Genomic DNA, 16982 nt, shown 5'->3' with positions numbered 1-16982 from the left:
GCTCAAACTCCAACGATCAGCAACTCGCATGTGACGCAGACGGGGTTCGTACCCCGTGAAATCTCACCTTCGAAGATCGCGGCATCCACGTCGACGATGGCGATGTCGAGCGTTGCTTTCCCGTTGTCGATGCTGCCGTCGCGGATGAACAACTCCGACGCGTAGGACGCCATGTGCGTGCCATCAGCGAAATCACAACCGACGAGGCTTCCGATGCCGTGGACTGTTCCATCGGCCAGACCGGCTGAGCGTGCTGCATCTTCCACCGCGGCATGGATGTCGCTGTTCGGCTTGATCCGCAGCAGAACGCCCTTCGCGCCATCGGGATCAGCCGCACCGTTCGGCACGGGCGTCAGCAGCGTGAAGTTTGTTTCCGCATCCTGCTGCTGGTCGAATAGCGCGCCTGAAACGGCATAGACAGTAGCCTCCACCCCTTCGGCAAACCTCGCTTCATGCGGGATCAGATGGCCGGCGCCGCGAAAGCCGTCGGCATGGATCCAGATCCCATGGCAGTGGATGAAGGGCTGGCCCTGGCGGCGGCCAAAGGACATGACGAGGCTTTCGCCAAGCGCCACGCCATCCGGTTGCCGCGTGTCACTGTACCAGGCGGCATGGCTGTCGTCGGGACTGGGCGCGGGAATGACGTAGACCAAAGGCGCAAAGCTGCCGCCTTCGATCTCTATGACGGCGCTGTCGATCCCCTCAGAAGCAAGCGCCTTGGCGACGGCCTCCAGCACCGGCACGCCCGCTGAAAAGCGCAGGCTGAGCCGGCGCACCGAACAGGTCTCGGCCAACACACGCGGCTGTTCCGGGGTGCCGGGATGATGAATGGAACGCGGGTTCATTCGCGCACCATGAGGCCGGCCGATACAAAGCCGCCGTCCACCGCAAGGGTTTGGCCGTTGATGTAGCTCGCTTCATCCGAAACGAGGAACGCAACCGCGTTGGCGATCTCACAAGTCGTTCCGTATCGCTGTTGTGGAATGCGCTCATGCCATTGCTGGCGGACGTCAGGCGTGTGGTGGAGGTCGGTGAGCGGCGTGTTGACGGCACCCGGCGCCACCGTGTTGACGCGGATGTTGTCGGCGCCCCACTCCGTACAAAGGATGCGCGTGAGATGGCTGACGGCCGCCTTTGACGAGCCATAGCTCGCGCGGCCCTTATTGCCGAGCAGGCCGGATACCGAGCCGATGTTGACGACCGCACCCGGCATGCTGTTGGCCAGCCAGTAACGGGCAGCGGCACGCGCCACGATGAACGTGCCGGTGAGATTGACGTCGATGATGCGGCGGAAATCTTCGACCTTCATATCGACGGCCGGCGTGTCCTGACCGATGCCCGCACAGTTGACGACGGCGCCGAGCTGGGCGCTCTCTGCTGCACGTGCAATGATGGCATCCACCCTAGCTTCGTCCGTGACGTTGACTTCGTGGCCTTGATCGCCGGAAATGCCGAGCTTGTCGCAGGCTGCATCAAGAGCATCCTGTTTCAGGTCCAGCAGATGCACCTGCCAGCCGCGTGCATGCAGAACACCGGCAATGTCAAAGCCGATCCCGGAAGCGCCGCCGGTCACGACGACGCTCTTGATCTCACTTGTCATGCTTGATCCTCCTCAGGCGCTCAGCCGCTGCGGCGCGTCATTGAGGTCGCCGCGCTTTTCCAGCTCTTCGCGGATCAGCTTCTTGGCGATCTTGCCATAGGCGGATTTCGGCATGTCCGGCCAGAAGACGTAGCGTTTCGGCAGCTTGTAGCGGGCGACCTTGCCGTCGAGCCAAGCCGCCAATTCACCCGCCTCTACCCGCTCACCTGCGCGTGGCACGCAGACGGCAACGCCGACTTCGCCCCACACCGGATCCGGCACGCCGAGGATCGCGACTTCCGAGATTGCGGGATGCTGAAGCAGCTTCTCCTCGACCTCGCGCGGATAAACGTTGGAGCCGCCGGAGATGTACATGTCGGACGCGCGACCGGTGATGTAAACAAAGCCCTGCTCGTCCATGTGGCCGAGATCACCGGTGCGGAACCAGCCATTGCGGAAGCTTTTCGCGTTGGCTTCCGGATTCTGGTAGTAGCCGGCGAAGACGGCCGGTCCGATGGCGCAGATTTCGCCGGTTTCGCCCTGCGCGACCTCGTTGCCTTGATCATCCTGGATTTCGACCTGCATGCCCGTACGCTCGAAGCCGCAGGTGCCGATGCGTGCATGTGGCCCGTCTTCCGCGCTGTGCATCATCGGCGGCAGAACGGTGATGGCGCCAGTGACTTCGCCCAATCCGAAATACTGCACTAAGACCTTGCCAAGCTTGTTGAGCGCCCGCTTCTGGTCCTCGCGATACATTGGTGCGCCCGCATAGATCACGTAGCGCAAGGAGGAGTGGTCGTAGCGGTCGACCGCCGGATCCTCGACCAGCATCTTCACAATGGTAGGCACCGTGAAGAGGTTCGTCACCTTCCATTGCTCGACCAGCCGCCACAGCCCGTCGATGTCGAACTTCTCCGTCGGCAGCAGGATCGTGGTGCAACCATGCGCGACCTGGCAGAGCTGGTGGACGCCGGCGCCATGCGACAGCGGCGCGACCACGATCGAGCGGTCTTCATGCGTCGTGCCGGGGAAAAGATCGCCGTGATGGTTGTTGATGACGAACGCCATCTGCCCATGCGTCAGCACCGCTGCCTTCGGTCGGCCCGTCGTGCCGGACGTATAGAAGTACCAGCAGGGATCGTCTCGATCGACAGCGGCAGCTTTGATTGTCTGGCCAAGATTGCGCGCGACAATCGCATCATAATCCTCGCCAAAGCCGGACTCGCCGATGGCAATGAACTGCTTCAAGGCTGGGCTGGCATTCCGTGAGGCTTCAGCATGTCCGGCGAAGTTCGCCTGGCAGATCATCAACGATGCGCCTGAGGATTGCGCGAGGTACGCGACTTCATCGGGCGTTTGGCGGAAATTGGTGGGCACCCAGACCGCGCCAACCCTGAAGGCTGCGAACATGGATTCGAACATCTGGTTGCAGTTGGAGGACTGCACCAGGATCCGGTCGCCTTGTTGAACGCCGAACTCATGAACCAGCGCATAGGCCATGGCGTTGACGCGTGTTTCCAACTCGGCCCAGTCCCAAACGCGGTCGCGCCAAACCAGACCGGGCTCACCACCATGGCGGCGCGCCTGCTGGCTCAGAACCGTGGCCAGATTCATGACCCGCGTCGAGTTGGGCCGCACCCCGCCTACCGGATCGCCTGCCGTCATTTCACGCGCTCCAGGATCGAAACGAAGTTCGAAACGGCGGCGCCGCCCATGTTGAACACGCCGGCGAGCTTGGCGTCCGGCACCTGGATACCACCGGCCTCGTTCATCAACTGCATGGCCGCCATGACATGCATAGACACGCCCGTCGCGCCGATCGGATGACCCTTCGACTTCAGACCGCCGGATGGATTGACTGGCAGCCGTCCCGCTCTTGCGGTCGTTCCGTCGCGCACGACTTTGTAGCCCTCGCCTTGCGGCGCCAAGCCCATCGCCTCGTATTCGATCAGCTCGGCGATGGTGAAGCAGTCATGCGTTTCGACGAAGGACAGATCGTCCAGCGTCACGCCGCCCTGCTCCAGCGCCTTGCGCCATGCCGCGCGCGGGCCATCGAAGGCCAGCACGTCGCGGCGACGGCTGAGCGCGAAGACATCGTTGACATTGGCGCGGGCCCGAAAGCCGATCGCCCGGTTCAGGCCGGCAGCCGTCTCCTCATCCGCCAGTACCAGCGCCACGGCACCGTCGGAAACGAGCGAGCAGTCGGTGCGCCGAAGCGGCCCCGCCACGCGCGGGTTCTTGTCCGAAACCTGGTTGCAGAAGTCGAAGCCGAAATCCTTGCGCATATGGGCATAGGGATTGTTGACGCCGTTGGCGTGGTTCTTGGCCGCGATCATCGCGAGTTCTTCTGAACGGTCGCCATAGCGCTGGAAGTAGTTCTGGGCGATGCGGCCGAACACGCCGGCAAAGCCGCCTTCGACATCGGCTTCTTCCTTGCGATAGGAGCCGCCGAGCAGGATGTCGCTGACGCGCTCTGTCGGCACCGCCGTCATCTTTTCGGCACCGACGACCAGCGCGATGCGACCACGCCCGGACTCGATGAAGTCCATGGCCGTGTAGATCGCGGATGAGCCGGTCGAGCAGGCATTTTCCAGCCGCACGGAGGGGACCGCAGCTAGACTGCCTTCCACCATGCCGACCAGCGCGCCCTGGAACTCCTGCTTGGAGAAGCCGCCATTCAGGACGCCGACGAAGATGCCGTCGACCTCTTCGGCGCTGACACCCGCATGGTCCAGCGCTGGGGCGACAACAGACGCCATCAGCGCTTCCGTGTCGGGATATTCGGTTTTGCCGAACTGCGAATGGGACCAGCCCACGATCTGTGCCTTGCTCATAGCGATGCCCTTCTCCCTGCAAGTCGTTGCGGTGCTGCGTTGCGTGCCTTCGGCCGCTTGTCTGCCCGTTCCCGGTCGATCATGCGCGCCAGTTTGCATTCGATGCGCGCGGCTTCCTCGCGCAGAATGGAAGCCAATTCGCTTTGCCGCGGCTCCTGCACACGGCTGTCGATGGCAGCCAAGCTGATGGCGCCCGCGAGCCGTCCGTCAGGAAAACTGAGCGCTACGCCGATCCCCCAGGAATTGGCAAAAATCATGCCAGGGTTGACGGCATAGCCCTTCATGCGCGTGCGGTTGAGTGCTGCGCGAACGTCCGTCACTGGAACTTCTGCGAAGTCGGTGGCGAGCTCGTCCGCATTTCGCGCCAGCACCTCGTTTACCTCGGCATCATCAAGGGTCGCCAGCATGGCCAGCGAGCCGGCGCCAATGCCCAGCGGATGCTCGAAGCCTTTCAGCAGCGCATGGGTGCGGATGGGGTAGGTGCCCTCCTCACGGTGCAGGCAGATGGAATGCGTATCCCGGCGGATCGACAGGAAGCTTGCGTCGCCCGTTTGGCGGGAAATGCGGATCAGGCTTTCCATCGACATTTCCAGCAATCCGAAGCGCGGTGCTGCGAAGGAACCCAGCACATAGGCTTCCTCGCCGAGATAATAGCGGCGCTCGATCTCGTCCTGATCGACCATCTTGGCGCGCATCAATGCAAGCAGCAGACGCCGCGTCGTCGCCTTGTTGAAGCCGCTGCGGCTGACGATCTCGTTGAGCGACATGCCCTCTTCCGAGCTTCGCCCGACAAGCGACAGCAGCTTCAGCGCCCGGTCGACGCTCTGCGAGCCGGTGATGTCGCTCACCTCGCTCAATGGGGCACCGGAACCGTGCAGCTCTGCCCGCCATCCACGGGCAAACAGACGCCGTTGATGAACTTGGCCTCGTCAGACACCAGGAACAGCGCGGCATGGGCGATGTCCCACGCGTCTCCCATCTTGCCACCCGGCAAAGCGGCATTGCGCGCCGAGACCATCTCTTCAGCGGAAGCATATTGCGATGAAATCTGCTTGTAGATCAGTGGCGTATCGATCAGGCCGGGCACCACGCAATTGGCGCGGATTCCTTGCCCGGCATACTGGATGGCGATCGCCACCGTCGCCTGGTTCACTGCGGCTTTGGTCGCGTAGTAGGCAAAATATGGATAGCCGGTCCAGCGCATCGCGGCGAGCGAGGAAATGTTGACGATTGCCCCACCGCCCGCTTCCAGCATCTGTGGAATGACGGCCTTCGCCGTGCGGTAAACAGAACCGAGGTTCAGGTCGACGGATTGCTGGAAGCGCACCTCATCCAACTCGACCGGACCCGCCATGTGGGTCACGCCGACATTGTTGTGCAGCACAGTGATGGCGCCGAAGGCGTCACGCGCCTGCGCGACGGCGTCTTCGATCGAGGCGAGCTTCGTGACATCGGCCGCGATCGCGATGGCCCGCCCACCCTCGTTTGTGATGATGCCAGCTGTTTCCTCTGCCGCCGCCACATCCAGATCGACGCAGGCCACTGCAGCGCCTTCGCGGGCATAAAGCACAGCGGCTGCCTTGCCATTGCCCCAGCCCGGCCCGGCCGAGCCTGCGCCGAACACAATGGCGGTCTTGTTCTTCAAGCGGTCTGCCACTTGGTCCTCATTCCCCAGGAGAGTTGACCGCCGCCTCAGATGGAAGCGGCGACCGTTGTCAGGCAGTGTTCAGGTCAGGCTGGTGCCGACGGCCTTTTCCAGGATGCCCCAGGCTTCATCGCCGAACTTGCCCTTCCACTCCGAATAGAAGCCGGCATCCTTGAGCTTGGCGCGGAAAGCGGCCTTGTCCGGATCGGTGAAGGTCATGCCGAGCTTGGTGAGCTCTTCGCGAACCGTGTCGTTGAGCTTCGCCGTGTCGGCGCGCTGCTCGTCAGCTTTGCCGTTGAGGTTCTTGGCGACGATCTCGCGCAGGTCTTCCGGCAGCGCTTCCCAGGAACGCTTGTTGGCCAAGAACCAGAAGCCGTCCCACATGTGGTTGGTCATGGCCACATTCTTTTGGACCTCGTAGAGCTTGGCCGTGGAAGCGATCGCGAGCGGGTTTTCCTGGCCATCCACGGTGCCGGTGGACAATGCGGTGTAGACTTCCGCGAAGTTGATCGTTGTGGGGGCCGCACCGAAGGCCGTGAACATGGACTGCCACAGCGGGCTTGGCGGAACACGGATCTTGAAGCCCGACAGATCGTCCGGCGTGTTGATCGGCTTGCTCGAGCTGGTGATCTGCCGGAAGCCGTTGTCCCAGATCTTTTCCATGGGCACCAAGCCCTTCTTCTCGATCTCGGCACGCGCATAGGCGCCGAGTTCGCCGTCCATGGCCTTCCAAACGGCAGCATAATCCGGGAAAGCAAAGCCGATGCCCGAGATCGCGGCATTCGGCACCAAGGTCGACAGGATCAACGGCGACAGCGAGAAGAACTCGGTTGCGCCCGAGCGCAGCTGGGTTAGTGTTTCCGTATCGTTGCCAAGCTGGCTCGACGGAAAGACGTTGATCTGCAGCCGTCCGCCGCTTTCTTCCAGGATCTTGTCGGTCGCTTCCTTCAAACGAATGTTCAGCGGATGCGTCGTCTGAAGGTTGTTGGCGAACTTGTACGTGAACTCGGCAGCGTCGGCTCGGGTGTGGAATGCTGCACCGAGTGCAAGCGTGCCCGTCCCCAAAAGCATGGTGCGGCGATTGATGATCATGTCGTTCAGTCTCCTCCTTGATTGAACTTGGCAGATTGTTGGCTAGGCGCGGCGCCTTACAGGAAGGCGAGCGAGAACCAGGGTACGGCAGCGATTGCCAGCAGCCCGAGAACCAGCGCGCCGATATAGGGCCAGATCGCTACCATCGCTTCGTCGGGTGACACATTGCCGACCTTGCAGGCGATATAGAAGCCAACGCCGATCGGCGGCGCCATCAGGCCGATATTCATCGCGGTCACGATCACCATCGAGTAATGGATGTCATTGATGCCCAGCGCGCGGGCGATCGGGAACATGATGGGCGCCAGCAGCACGATTGCCGGCAGGCCTTCCAGCACGCAGCCCAGCAGCATGAAGAGGCCGATCGACAGCAGCATGAAGGTGAACCAGCCGCCCGGCAGGTTGCTCATCGCGTCACGCAGATGGAAAGCAAAGCCGGTCTGCGTCAGCGCCCAGGCCATAGCAGCCGCGGTTCCCAGTATCAGCAGGATCGCGCCCGACATCGCAGCGGTTTCCACCAGCATGCTGTAGATGCGACGCGGCGAAATTCCGCCGTAGAGGACCATGCCGATCACGAAGGCATAGAGCACGGCGATGGTCGAAACTTCCGTCGCCGTCGCAGCACCGCTGGCCACCGCACTGCGGATGATGAAAGGCAGAACAAGAGCGGGTGCTGCAAGCAGCGCCACCTTCAGGATGGTCTTTCCCGAGGCGCGCTTGATGCCGTCCATGCTTTCATGCCGGGCCTTGAAGCGGGCCAAAATCGCCAGCGCGATCAGCAGCACCATGGCGATCGCGAACCCGCTGGTGAAGAGCGCCGCAATCGACACGCCGGCAACCGAACCCAGCACGATCAGCACGATCGAAGGCGGCACAGTATCAGCCATCGCGGCACCTGTCGCCAGCAGCGCGATCATCTCGCTCGGCTTGTGGCCCCGCCGCTTCATCTCCGGAAACAAAGCCGGCGCGACGGTCGCCATGTCGGACACTTTCGAGCCGGAAATACCGGACACTAGGAACAGCGAGCCGAGCAGCACATAAGACATGCCAGCCTTCACATGGCCAAGCAGTGACGCCAGAAAATCGACGATCGCCTTGCCCATGCCGGTCGCATCCAGAATGCAGCCAAGCAGCACGAAGACCGGCACGGATAGGAGGATCAGGCTCGACATGCCTTCATCGATCCGGCTCACCATGACAACCAGCGGCATCGACGTCGTAAACGACAGGAACAGCAGCGTCGCGATGCCGAAACAGAAGGCGATCGGTACGCCGAGCGCCAGGCAGAGTGCAGCACCGCCCACGAGGAAGATCACGATGTTGGCGTCGCCCAGACCTTTCAGCGTCGGCGACAGGAACCACAGAACGGCGCAGATCGCGATGACGATGGCGGCTGACGCCAGCACGTCGACCAGCCGGGACGTACGGAAAAGCCGCACCAGCAACAAGCCCAGCATCAGCGCCATGCCAACAGCGATCGCCGAAACGCGGTAGCCAACGGGAATGTTGAGGGCGGACGACGTGATGTCCATTTCGCCCACCGCATATTCATAGGCATGCGGCAGGAGAACGATCAGGAATGTGCCCATCAGCACAACGCCGAAGGTCTCGACGAATTCGCGCCGCCGTTCCTGCATACGCGACAGGAACAAGGTGAGCCGCAGATGCTCGCTGCGATCCGCCGCGATTGCGGTGCCGAGCATGGCCAGCCAAAGAAAGGCGATGGAGGAGGCTTCATCGACCCACACGATTGGCCGATTGAAGAAGTAGCGAGACACAACACCGGTCAGAAGCATGCCGATGATCGCAATCAGCAGCACTGCCGCGATCGCCTCGATCGGCCGCATGAAAGCGGAGCCGGGCGTGGCTTCCAGCGACTCGGACGGAACGGTGAACTCGTCCGTTGCCGGAACTGCGGCTGTACTCATGATCATCCTCCCCTGTCGTCGATCGGCGGAGATCAGGCGCAAAATGCCCTTCAATCCCAGCCGCTCCTCCCAGTGCGACATAGTCGTGATTTCAGCCGTCCTCACAGCTGCAATCAGTCCAAAATACAGATCGCTTCCGCAAACAGGTTGCAAGGAGAATTCTTAAGGTATTGATTTCAATAGCATTTCTGCAGTCTCTAAGATCCACATTGTGGACCGCAGTGAGTCAGAGCGGCGCGCGTCAGGTTTAGCAGTTGGCAATTGACCGATTATATTAATCTGCTCTGCCAAATTCCCGATCAACATCAGCTGTGAGTTGCTTAATTGATAAGCATTGCACATCCTTGACTTCATTATAGGCTCTATCTATCGATCTCAGCAAAACCATGCTGGGGAACAAACCATGTCTAGCAAGATCCTTATGTCTCGGCGCGGGGTGCTCGCCTCCGGCCTGGCACTCGGCGCATCCGCCTGGATCCCGTCCGCTCGCGCTGCTGCACCGATCAAGGTCGCCGGCATTCACGGCTCACCGGTAGAGAACGCCTGGAACTCCGTGCTGCACAAGGCGCTGCAAGAGGCGGCAGCCGAGGGCGCAATCGAGTACGTCTTCTCTGAAGGCGTGTCAGGGCCCGACTATTCGCGCGCCATGAGCGAATACGCAGAACAGGGCGCAAAGCTGATCATCGGCGAAACCTTCCCGGTCGAGAAGCAGGCGCGTCAGGTAGCTGCCGATTATCCTGAGACGGCCTTCGTCATGGGTTCGAGCGGCAAGGAAGCCGGCGACAATTTCGGCGTGTTCGGCACCTGGAACTTCGACGGCGCCTATCTCGCAGGCATGCTGGCCGGCAAGATGACGAAGACCAATGTGGTTGGCTCGGTCGGCGCCATGCCGATCCCGGAAGTGAACATGCTGATCAACGCCTTCGGTGAAGGCGTGAAGGCGGTGAACCCGGAGGCCAAGCATCTCGTCACCTTCATCGGCACCTTCTTCGATCCGCCGAAAGCGCGCGAAGCTGGGCTGGCTCAGATCGAAGCCGGCGCGGACATTCTGTTCGGTGAGCGCATCGGTACGGCCGACGCTGCCAAGGAGCGTGGCATCAAGGCGGTCGGCTCCCTCATCGATTACACGCCACGCTATCCCGATACCGTTTTCGCCAACGCGCTGTGGGGCTTCCGCCCTGTGCTCAATGCGGCCATCGCCGACGTTTCAGCCGGCAAGCCGGTTGGCCGCGACTACACCGCCTATGGCCTGATGAAGGAAGGCGGCAGCGACATCGTGTTCGTAAAGGGTGTTGCATCCGCCGAAGCGGAAGCAGCGATGGAAGCCAAGCGCGCCGAGATCAAGGCCGGCACGTTCGAAGTGCCAAGGATCATGGACGAGCCGAAATAACGCGCTCGCGATGAAGGATGATGCCACGTCACTGGCTGAGGCGATCCGAGAGGGTCGCCTCAGTGCCATGGAAGCCATGCAAGCGGCTCTTGCTGCCGCTGAGCGGCGGTCTGATCTTGGCGCGATCGTCCACCTCGACCACGAGCTGGGATCGAAGGCAGCCACGGCGGCCGATGCATTGCTTGCAAAGAACGCTGCCGGTGATCGGCCGTTCCTCGGCGTGCCCAGTCTGGCCAAGGATCTTGGCGGACCGTTCAGCAGCCTTCCCGTTGCAGCCGGCTCCGGCATGCTCGACAGGCAATCGGCACAGTCCGATTCCGATCTTGCCGCGCGTCTTCAAAATGCAGGTCTCTGCTTCTTCGGCCTCACCACCGTGCCGGAAATGGGCTTGTCGCTTTCAAGCGAGCCGGCAACCGGTCCCCGATGCCGCAATCCCCTTGATCTCGCTCTGACCCCAGGCGGCTCTTCTGGCGGCGCGGCTGCCGCTGTCTGCGCCGGCATCGTTTCCATCGCCCATGCCACCGATGCAGGCGGATCGATCCGCGTTCCAGCGGCCTGTTGCGGCCTTGTGGGGCTGAAGGCCACACGTGGCGTGATGCCTGGCGGGCCAGGCTTCAACAATCACCTCGGCGGCATCGTCAGCGAGCTTGCTCTTTGCCGCTCGGTTCGCGACCTCAGCACCATCTTCCATCTTGCCAGCGGCGCGGCGCGCGGACCCTTTGCCGATCCGCATCTACATGCGGCACAGACAGGCGCGCTGCGCATCGGTGTGCTCACCGACTATGGTACCACCTTCCCCATCGATCCCGAGCGCGCCGCTACGATCGAAGCTGCGGCAACATCACTCGAAGCCGATGGTTACACCCTTGTTCCGGTCGCCTGGAGCAAAGTCGAGAAAGCCGTCTCCGCAAGCGGCACGGCGCTCGGCGACATAATCGCCGTCAATCTCGCCAACTATGTCGATGCGGCAGAGCTTGATGCTAAGAAAGCCGAGCGTCTCACGCGCGCTTTCATCCGCAGGGGTCAGACGCTATCCGGCCAGGCACTGTGGGCCTCGCTCGACGCCGGCATCCAAGCCAGCCGCGCGCTGTGGGACATCTTCGAGGATGTCGACTGCCTCCTCACGCCGATGCTGTCGAGCGCGCCGCTTCCGCTTGGCTCCTTCCCGTTCGACCATGATGACACCGCCTTGCAGATCGAGCGCATGACCGCGTTTGCGCCGCTTGCAGCACTCGCCAACATAACGGGTTTCCCGGCGATCACCCTACCCTTCGGCGCCGATGCGAACGGCCTGCCGCTGCCCCTTCATATCATGGCACCCATGGGTCGTGACCTGCTCCTGCTTGCGCTTGCTGCACGTCTAGAGCAAGAGGAGCGCTGGCAGCACCGCTTCCCCGTGGCAAATTGAAAACGCATGAGCAAACCGGTTCTTGAAATCGTCGGCGTTAGCAAGCGGTTCGGCCCGACCCTTGCCAACGACAGTATTTCGCTCTCGCTCGCTCAAGGCGAGATCGTCGCGCTTTTGGGCGAAAACGGCGCTGGCAAGACCACGCTGATGAGCATCCTGTTCGGCCATTACATGGCCGACGAGGGCCGCGTGCTGGTCGACGGCCAAGAGCTGCCGCAGGGCAAACCGCGCGCTGCCATCCGTGCCGGCATCGGCATGGTCCATCAGCATTTCGCGCTGGCGCCTAATCTCACCGTGCTCGAAAACGTCATCACCGGCACGCAAAGCCTGTGGTCCCCCAAATTGCGCAGCAGCGAGGCTCGCGCGAAGCTTCTGGCGATCTCCGAACGCTTCGGCCTGAAGGTCGATCCCGACGCCCGGCTCGGCGACCTGTCTGTCGGCGAGCAGCAGCGCGTCGAAATCCTCAAGGCGCTCTACAACGAAGCCCGCATTCTTGTTTTCGACGAACCGACGGCCGTCCTGACGCAGGCGGAATCCGAGCGGCTGTTCGCAACGCTGAAGGACATGGCCGCGCAGGGTCTTTCCCTGATCTTCATTTCTCACAAGCTGGACGAGGTCTTGTCTGCCGCCAACCGCGTCGTGGTTCTGCGCGGCGGACGGCACGTAGCGGAACGAAATACCTCCGAAACCAGCAAGGCCGAGCTTGCCGAACTGATGGTCGGCCGCACGGTGACCCGCCCTGTCCGCGAGCCATCCACACCCGGCGAACTGGTGCTGGAAGCCGCCGCCGTGACAATCCGATCCGACGGCGTCGACCGCCTGAAGGCGGTTGATTTCCGGCTTCATGCCGGAGAGGTGCTGGGCATCATCGGCGTGTCCGGCAACGGCCAGCATATGCTCGCGCAATTACTGTCAGGCACGCGCTCGAAGACTGCGGGCGACCTTCTGCTCTACGGCAAGGCGGTCGACAACCTGTCGGTCACCGACGTGGTCTCAGCTGGCATCGGCCGCATTCCGGAGGACCGCAACAAGGAAGGCGCCATTGGTGAAATGGCGATCTGGGAAAACGCGATCCTCGAACGGGTCAAAGCTTTCTCCAGGGGTGGCCTCGTCGATCGCAAGGCCGCGATCGCTTTCGCCCAGACGATCGTCGACCGGTTCGACGTACGCGGCGGCGCCCCGACAAGCCGCATCCGCCTTCTGTCCGGCGGCAACATGCAGAAGCTGATCCTCGGCCGCAACCTGATCGACCGGCCGCGCATCCTGCTTGCCGCGCAACCCGCCCGTGGTTTGGACGAAGGGGCCGTTGCCGCCGTCCTTGAGCGCATCCTGGAAGCCAAGCGGCAAGGCACGGCAGTGCTTCTGATCTCGGAGGACCTGGACGAGGTCATGGCGCTAGCTGACCGCATCCAGGCGATCGTTGGCGGCAAGCTTTCGCCGGCAATTTCTGCCGAGGAAGCTTCGGCGCGCAAACTTGGGCTGATGATGGCAGGCGAGTGGACGACAGAGGTGCCGCATGCGGTTTGAGCGGCGTGAACACCGTCCGATTGCACTCGTGATCGCCACACCCCTGATCGCGATAGCGGCGGCGCTAGTTCTGGCAGGCATCCTGATTGCCATCGTAGGCGCTCCGGTGCTTGAGGCCTATTGGCTGATCCTGAAAAGCGCTTTCGGCTCGCGTCTCTCCGCAACGGAAACGCTGACCCGCGCCACCCCCTTGATCCTGACCGGCCTTGCCGCGGCGGTGGCGTTCCGGGCGCGGCTTTGGAACATCGGCGCGGAGGGACAACTCTACCTCGGCGCCATCACCGTCGCCTGGGCCAGTTCGCAGTTATTGGGCGATCTGCCGGGTATCGTTCAGATCCCCTTGCTGCTCTTCCTTGGCGCGCTGGCCGGCATGATCCTTCTTCTGGTGCCGCTGTGGATGCGGCTGCGCTTCACCGTTGATGAGGTGGTGACAACCCTGCTCCTCAACTTCGTTGCGGTGCTCTTCGTCTCCATGCTGATCGACACCGTCCTCAAGGACCCAATGGCCTTCGGCTGGCCGCAGTCGCAACCGGTCGCCGATGCCGCCATGCTGCCGAAACTCTTGGCCCGCTCACGCCTTCACCTAGGCCTGGGGATCGCCGTTGCTCTGGCCTTCGTGCTTGCCTTCGTGCAATCGCGCACCGTCTTCGGAATGCAATCGCGTGCGGCCGGTCTCAACCCGGAAGGCGCGGTCTTTGCCGGCGTGCCGCTCGGGCGCACCCTCGTCATCGTCGCCTGCATTTCCGGCGGTCTCGCCGGGCTCGCCGGCGCCGTCGAGGTCATGGGCGTGCAGGGTTATGTGACCACCGAACTGTCGCCCGGCTTCGGCTATTCCGGCATCGTCGTCGCCATGCTGGCCAATCTCAATCCGCTTGGCGTCGTGCTGGCGGCCTTGTTCACCGCCACCATGTTCGTCGGCGCGGATGGAATGAGCCGCAGCCTCGGCATTCCCAGCTACATCGCCGACGTGATTGTCGCTTTGTCCTTGCTGACCATGCTCGTGGCCGTTTTCTTCACCCAGTACAGGATCCGCCGATGAGCGCCGCTTTCGACATCATCGCCTCGGCGGGCCTATGGGCAGCCGTCCTGCGCATAGCCACGCCGCTGATCCTCGGCACGCTCGGCGCACTCCTGTGCGAGCGCGCCGGCGTGCTGAATCTCGGAATCGAGGGGATCATGACCTTCGGCGCGATGATCGGCTGGCTGTCGGTCTATAACGGCGCGGATCTCTGGACCGGCTTTCTCGTGGCGGCTCTGGCCGGCGGTTTGTTCGGCCTGCTGCATTCGCTGCTCACCGTGACGCTCGGCCTATCGCAGCATGTGTCCGGCCTCGGCGTAACCCTGTTTGCCTCCTCGTTCAGCTATTACGTTTTCCGCTTGGCCGTGCCGGTGGCCGGCACCCCGCCCACCATCACGCCGTTCCAGCCCATCGCCATCCCGCGCCTGAGCGACCTTCCCTTCGTAGGTCCCGCATTCTTCGCTCAGACCCCTCCGACCTATTTGGCAATCGCCCTTGCCCTCGTCCTGGCTTACGTGATCTTCCGCACGCCTCTAGGACTGGCCATCCGCATGACTGGCGAGAACCCGCACGCGGCTGAAGCGCAGGGCATCAACCCGATGGTTGTGCGGTACGGCGCCGTCATCGTCGGCAGCGCGCTGATGGGCATGGCCGGTGCTTTCCTCACGCTGTCCGCCTTCAACAGCTTCTTCCCGACCATGGTGCAGGGACGCGGCTGGATCTGCATCGCGCTGGTCGTGTTCGCTTCCTGGCGTCCCCTGAGAGCCCTGCTCGGAGGCCTGTTGTTTGCCTTCTTCGATGGCTTCCAGCTGCGCCTGCAAACCGTGCTTGGCGGCGCTGTGCCCTATCAGCTGTTCCTGATGATCCCCTACATTCTGTCCATCGTGGCGCTTGCGCTGATGGCTAGGCGAGCCCGTGTTCCGCAGGCGCTGATGCAACCCTATCGGCGCGGTGAGCGCTAGGAGTTCCCTATGTTTGACCTGATCGTCCGCAACGCCAATCTGCCCGATGGCCGGCAAGGTATCGACATCGGTCTGGCCGGTGGCAAGATCACTGCGATCGAGAAGAGCCTGCCGGTCTCGGCCGGTCAGGAGATTGATGCCACCGGCAGGCTGGTCAGTCCCCCACTTTGCGACCCGCATTTCCACATGGATGCGACGCTCTCTCTCGGCCTGCCGCGCATGAATACCTCCGGCACGCTTCTGGAGGGCATAGCGCTTTGGGGCGAGCTGCGGCCGCTGCTAACAAAGGAAGCGCTCGTTGAACGCGCGCTGCGCTACTGCGATCTGGCCGTGAGCCAAGGGCTGCTTTTCATCCGCAGCCATGTCGATACCTCCGATCCACGCCTTGTGACGGCCGAGGCTCTGGTCGAAGTCCGCGAGCGCGTCGCGCCTTACATCACGCTGCAACTCGTCGCCTTCCCGCAGGATGGCTATTACCGAGCAGCAGACGGCGAGACGTCCCTGCAGCGCGCTCTGGACATGGGTCTCGACATCGTCGGCGGCATTCCGCATTTCGAACGCACCATGGACGAAGGCCGCCGGTCGCTCGAAGCCCTGTGCCGGATCGCTGCGGATCGCGGTCTGCCCGTCGATATCCATTGCGACGAAACCGACGACCCACTGTCACGCCACATCGAAACGCTCACCGCCGAAACAGTCCGGTTTGGCCTGCAAGGTCGCGTGGCAGGCTCGCACCTGACTTCCATGCACTCGATGGACAACTACTACGTCTCGAAGCTGATCCCGCTGATGGCGGAAGCCGAGATCAATGTGATCGCGAACCCGCTGATCAATATCATGCTTCAGGGGCGCCACGACACCTACCCGAAGCGTCGCGGCATGACGCGCGTTCCTGAACTGATGCAGGCAGGGCTCAACGTTTCCTTCGGCCAGGATTGCACGATGGACCCGTGGTATTCGATGGGCTCCGGCGACATGCTGGAAGTCGGCCATATGGCCATCCACGTCGCGCAGATGGGCGGCATCGAAGACAAGAAGAAGATCTTCGACGCGCTGACCGTCAATTCCGCCAAGACGATGGGCCTGGAAGGCTACGGGCTCGAAGTCGGCTGCAATGCCGATCTCATCATCCTGCAAGCCGCCGATGTCATCGAAGCGCTGCGGCTGAAGCCCACCCGCTTGGCTGTTATCAAGAGCGGCAAGATCATCTCCAAGAGCGCCCCGCGCATCGGCGAGCTTTTTCTTGATGGACGCCCGGCCAGCATCGATCCTGGCCGGGATTATGTTCCTGCGGGTTGAGGTCAGGTTGGCGGCGATGCACCTCATCACCGCAGATCTCCAAAGCTCAGCCAGGTCTGCCAGAACGGCGTGAAGCCACTCACACGTACCGGTTGACGACGTTCTCCAGCCATTCCTGCTTGCCGGAGCGCGGCTGTGGCTGAAGATTGTCGCGGGTCACCCGCGCGGCCACGTCTTCCAGGCTGCGGCTGCCTGACAGGATCGCCTGCCCTTCCGCTTTGTCCCAACCTTGGTAGCGCTGCTTGATGAAGTCGGTAATGACGCCGTCCTCGATCATCTTCGCCGCAGCCTTCAAGCCGC

14 protein-coding genes and 1 pseudogene are annotated in these 16982 nt (G+C 62.5%); 6 read left to right on the top strand and 9 right to left on the bottom strand.

The window, feature by feature from the left end; translation table 11 throughout:
• Window positions 1-2 precede the first annotated feature (2 nt).
• The 8 genes from IE166_RS20055 to IE166_RS20020 all read right to left on the bottom strand — a co-directional run bounded on the left by IE166_RS20055 (window position 3) and on the right by IE166_RS20020 (window position 9078).
• Window positions 3-845 carry a PPC domain-containing DNA-binding protein gene (locus tag IE166_RS20055; protein ID WP_189507532.1) on the bottom strand — a complete coding sequence of 281 codons (843 nt, stop codon included), beginning with the start codon at window positions 843-845 and terminating at the stop codon, window positions 3-5.
• Complete coding sequence (locus tag IE166_RS20050; RefSeq protein ID WP_189507530.1) at window positions 842-1600, bottom strand: SDR family NAD(P)-dependent oxidoreductase; 759 nt, start codon at window positions 1598-1600, stop codon at window positions 842-844. Before IE166_RS20050 ends, IE166_RS20055 begins: the two co-directional genes overlap by 4 nt.
• 12 nt (window positions 1601-1612) lie before the next feature.
• Window positions 1613-3244: an acyl-CoA synthetase gene (locus tag IE166_RS20045; RefSeq protein ID WP_189507528.1), complete on the bottom strand. Its 1632-nt coding sequence runs from the start codon at window positions 3242-3244 to the stop codon at window positions 1613-1615.
• Window positions 3241-4413, bottom strand: coding sequence for an acetyl-CoA acetyltransferase (locus IE166_RS20040; protein ID WP_189507527.1), 1173 nt, complete (start codon window positions 4411-4413; stop codon window positions 3241-3243). Before IE166_RS20040 ends, IE166_RS20045 begins: the two co-directional genes overlap by 4 nt.
• Complete coding sequence (locus IE166_RS20035; RefSeq protein WP_189507524.1) at window positions 4410-5270, bottom strand: IclR family transcriptional regulator; 861 nt, start codon at window positions 5268-5270, stop codon at window positions 4410-4412. The genes IE166_RS20040 and IE166_RS20035 overlap by 4 nt, the downstream gene beginning before the upstream one ends.
• Window positions 5267-6070, bottom strand: coding sequence for an SDR family NAD(P)-dependent oxidoreductase (locus IE166_RS20030; protein WP_189507522.1), 804 nt, complete (start codon window positions 6068-6070; stop codon window positions 5267-5269). Before IE166_RS20030 ends, IE166_RS20035 begins: the two co-directional genes overlap by 4 nt.
• Before the next feature lie 69 nt (window positions 6071-6139).
• Window positions 6140-7150, bottom strand: coding sequence for a TRAP transporter substrate-binding protein (locus tag IE166_RS20025; RefSeq protein WP_189507520.1), 1011 nt, complete (start codon window positions 7148-7150; stop codon window positions 6140-6142).
• Between the two features lie 56 nt (window positions 7151-7206).
• Window positions 7207-9078 (bottom strand): TRAP transporter large permease, encoded by a 1872-nt coding sequence (locus IE166_RS20020; RefSeq protein WP_210313008.1) that lies wholly within the window; start codon window positions 9076-9078, stop codon window positions 7207-7209.
• Window positions 9079-9481: 403 nt separating this feature from the next.
• Between IE166_RS20020 and IE166_RS20015 the strand changes: the two genes are divergently transcribed.
• The 6 genes from IE166_RS20015 to IE166_RS19990 are packed head-to-tail and all read left to right on the top strand — an operon-like array spanning window position 9482 to window position 16682.
• A complete protein-coding gene (locus IE166_RS20015; protein ID WP_189507518.1) occupies window positions 9482-10468 on the top strand; it encodes a BMP family protein in 987 nt (328 codons plus the stop codon).
• A 10-nt stretch (window positions 10469-10478) separates the two neighbouring features.
• On the top strand, window positions 10479-11876 hold the full coding sequence (locus IE166_RS20010) for an amidase (protein ID WP_189507516.1): 1398 nt from the start codon (window positions 10479-10481) through the stop codon (window positions 11874-11876).
• 6 nt (window positions 11877-11882) lie between these two features.
• Complete coding sequence (locus IE166_RS20005) at window positions 11883-13403, top strand: ABC transporter ATP-binding protein (RefSeq protein WP_189507515.1); 1521 nt, start codon at window positions 11883-11885, stop codon at window positions 13401-13403.
• Window positions 13393-14442 carry an ABC transporter permease gene (locus IE166_RS20000; protein ID WP_189507513.1) on the top strand — a complete coding sequence of 350 codons (1050 nt, stop codon included), beginning with the start codon at window positions 13393-13395 and terminating at the stop codon, window positions 14440-14442. Before IE166_RS20005 ends, IE166_RS20000 begins: the two co-directional genes overlap by 11 nt.
• On the top strand, window positions 14439-15383 hold the full coding sequence (locus IE166_RS19995; protein ID WP_189507510.1) for an ABC transporter permease: 945 nt from the start codon (window positions 14439-14441) through the stop codon (window positions 15381-15383). Before IE166_RS20000 ends, IE166_RS19995 begins: the two co-directional genes overlap by 4 nt.
• Window positions 15384-15392: 9 nt before the next feature.
• Window positions 15393-16682, top strand: a complete 1290-nt coding sequence (locus tag IE166_RS19990; RefSeq protein ID WP_189507508.1) for an amidohydrolase family protein — start codon at window positions 15393-15395, stop codon at window positions 16680-16682.
• A 79-nt stretch (window positions 16683-16761) separates the two neighbouring features.
• Here IE166_RS19990 and IE166_RS19985 read toward each other — a convergent pair.
• Window positions 16762-16982, bottom strand: a pseudogene (locus tag IE166_RS19985) (xylose isomerase); the annotation flags it as partial.

Origin of the sequence: Tianweitania populi, from assembly GCF_014652875.1 — a bacterium.
In the GTDB taxonomy this organism is placed as follows: domain Bacteria; phylum Pseudomonadota; class Alphaproteobacteria; order Rhizobiales; family Rhizobiaceae; genus Tianweitania; species Tianweitania populi.
This window is presented reverse-complemented; position numbering and strand designations above follow the sequence as displayed.

Excerpts from the sequence above, each read along its gene's own strand:
- IE166_RS20045 (WP_189507528.1), bottom strand. The coding sequence starts at position 3,244 with ATGACGGCAGGCGATCCGGTAGGCGGGGTGCGGCCCAACTCGACGCGG.
- IE166_RS20000 (WP_189507513.1), top strand. The coding sequence starts at position 13,393 with ATGCGGTTTGAGCGGCGTGAACACCGTCCGATTGCACTCGTGATCGCC.
- IE166_RS20040 (WP_189507527.1), bottom strand. The coding sequence starts at position 4,413 with ATGAGCAAGGCACAGATCGTGGGCTGGTCCCATTCGCAGTTCGGCAAA.
- IE166_RS20055 (WP_189507532.1), bottom strand. The coding sequence starts at position 845 with ATGAACCCGCGTTCCATTCATCATCCCGGCACCCCGGAACAGCCGCGT.
- IE166_RS19990 (WP_189507508.1), top strand. The coding sequence starts at position 15,393 with ATGTTTGACCTGATCGTCCGCAACGCCAATCTGCCCGATGGCCGGCAA.
- IE166_RS19995 (WP_189507510.1), top strand. The coding sequence starts at position 14,439 with ATGAGCGCCGCTTTCGACATCATCGCCTCGGCGGGCCTATGGGCAGCC.
- IE166_RS20050 (WP_189507530.1), bottom strand. The coding sequence starts at position 1,600 with ATGACAAGTGAGATCAAGAGCGTCGTCGTGACCGGCGGCGCTTCCGGG.
- IE166_RS20010 (WP_189507516.1), top strand. The coding sequence starts at position 10,479 with ATGAAGGATGATGCCACGTCACTGGCTGAGGCGATCCGAGAGGGTCGC.
- IE166_RS20025 (WP_189507520.1), bottom strand. The coding sequence starts at position 7,150 with ATGATCATCAATCGCCGCACCATGCTTTTGGGGACGGGCACGCTTGCA.
- IE166_RS20015 (WP_189507518.1), top strand. The coding sequence starts at position 9,482 with ATGTCTAGCAAGATCCTTATGTCTCGGCGCGGGGTGCTCGCCTCCGGC.
- IE166_RS20020 (WP_210313008.1), bottom strand. The coding sequence starts at position 9,078 with ATGAGTACAGCCGCAGTTCCGGCAACGGACGAGTTCACCGTTCCGTCC.
- IE166_RS20005 (WP_189507515.1), top strand. The coding sequence starts at position 11,883 with ATGAGCAAACCGGTTCTTGAAATCGTCGGCGTTAGCAAGCGGTTCGGC.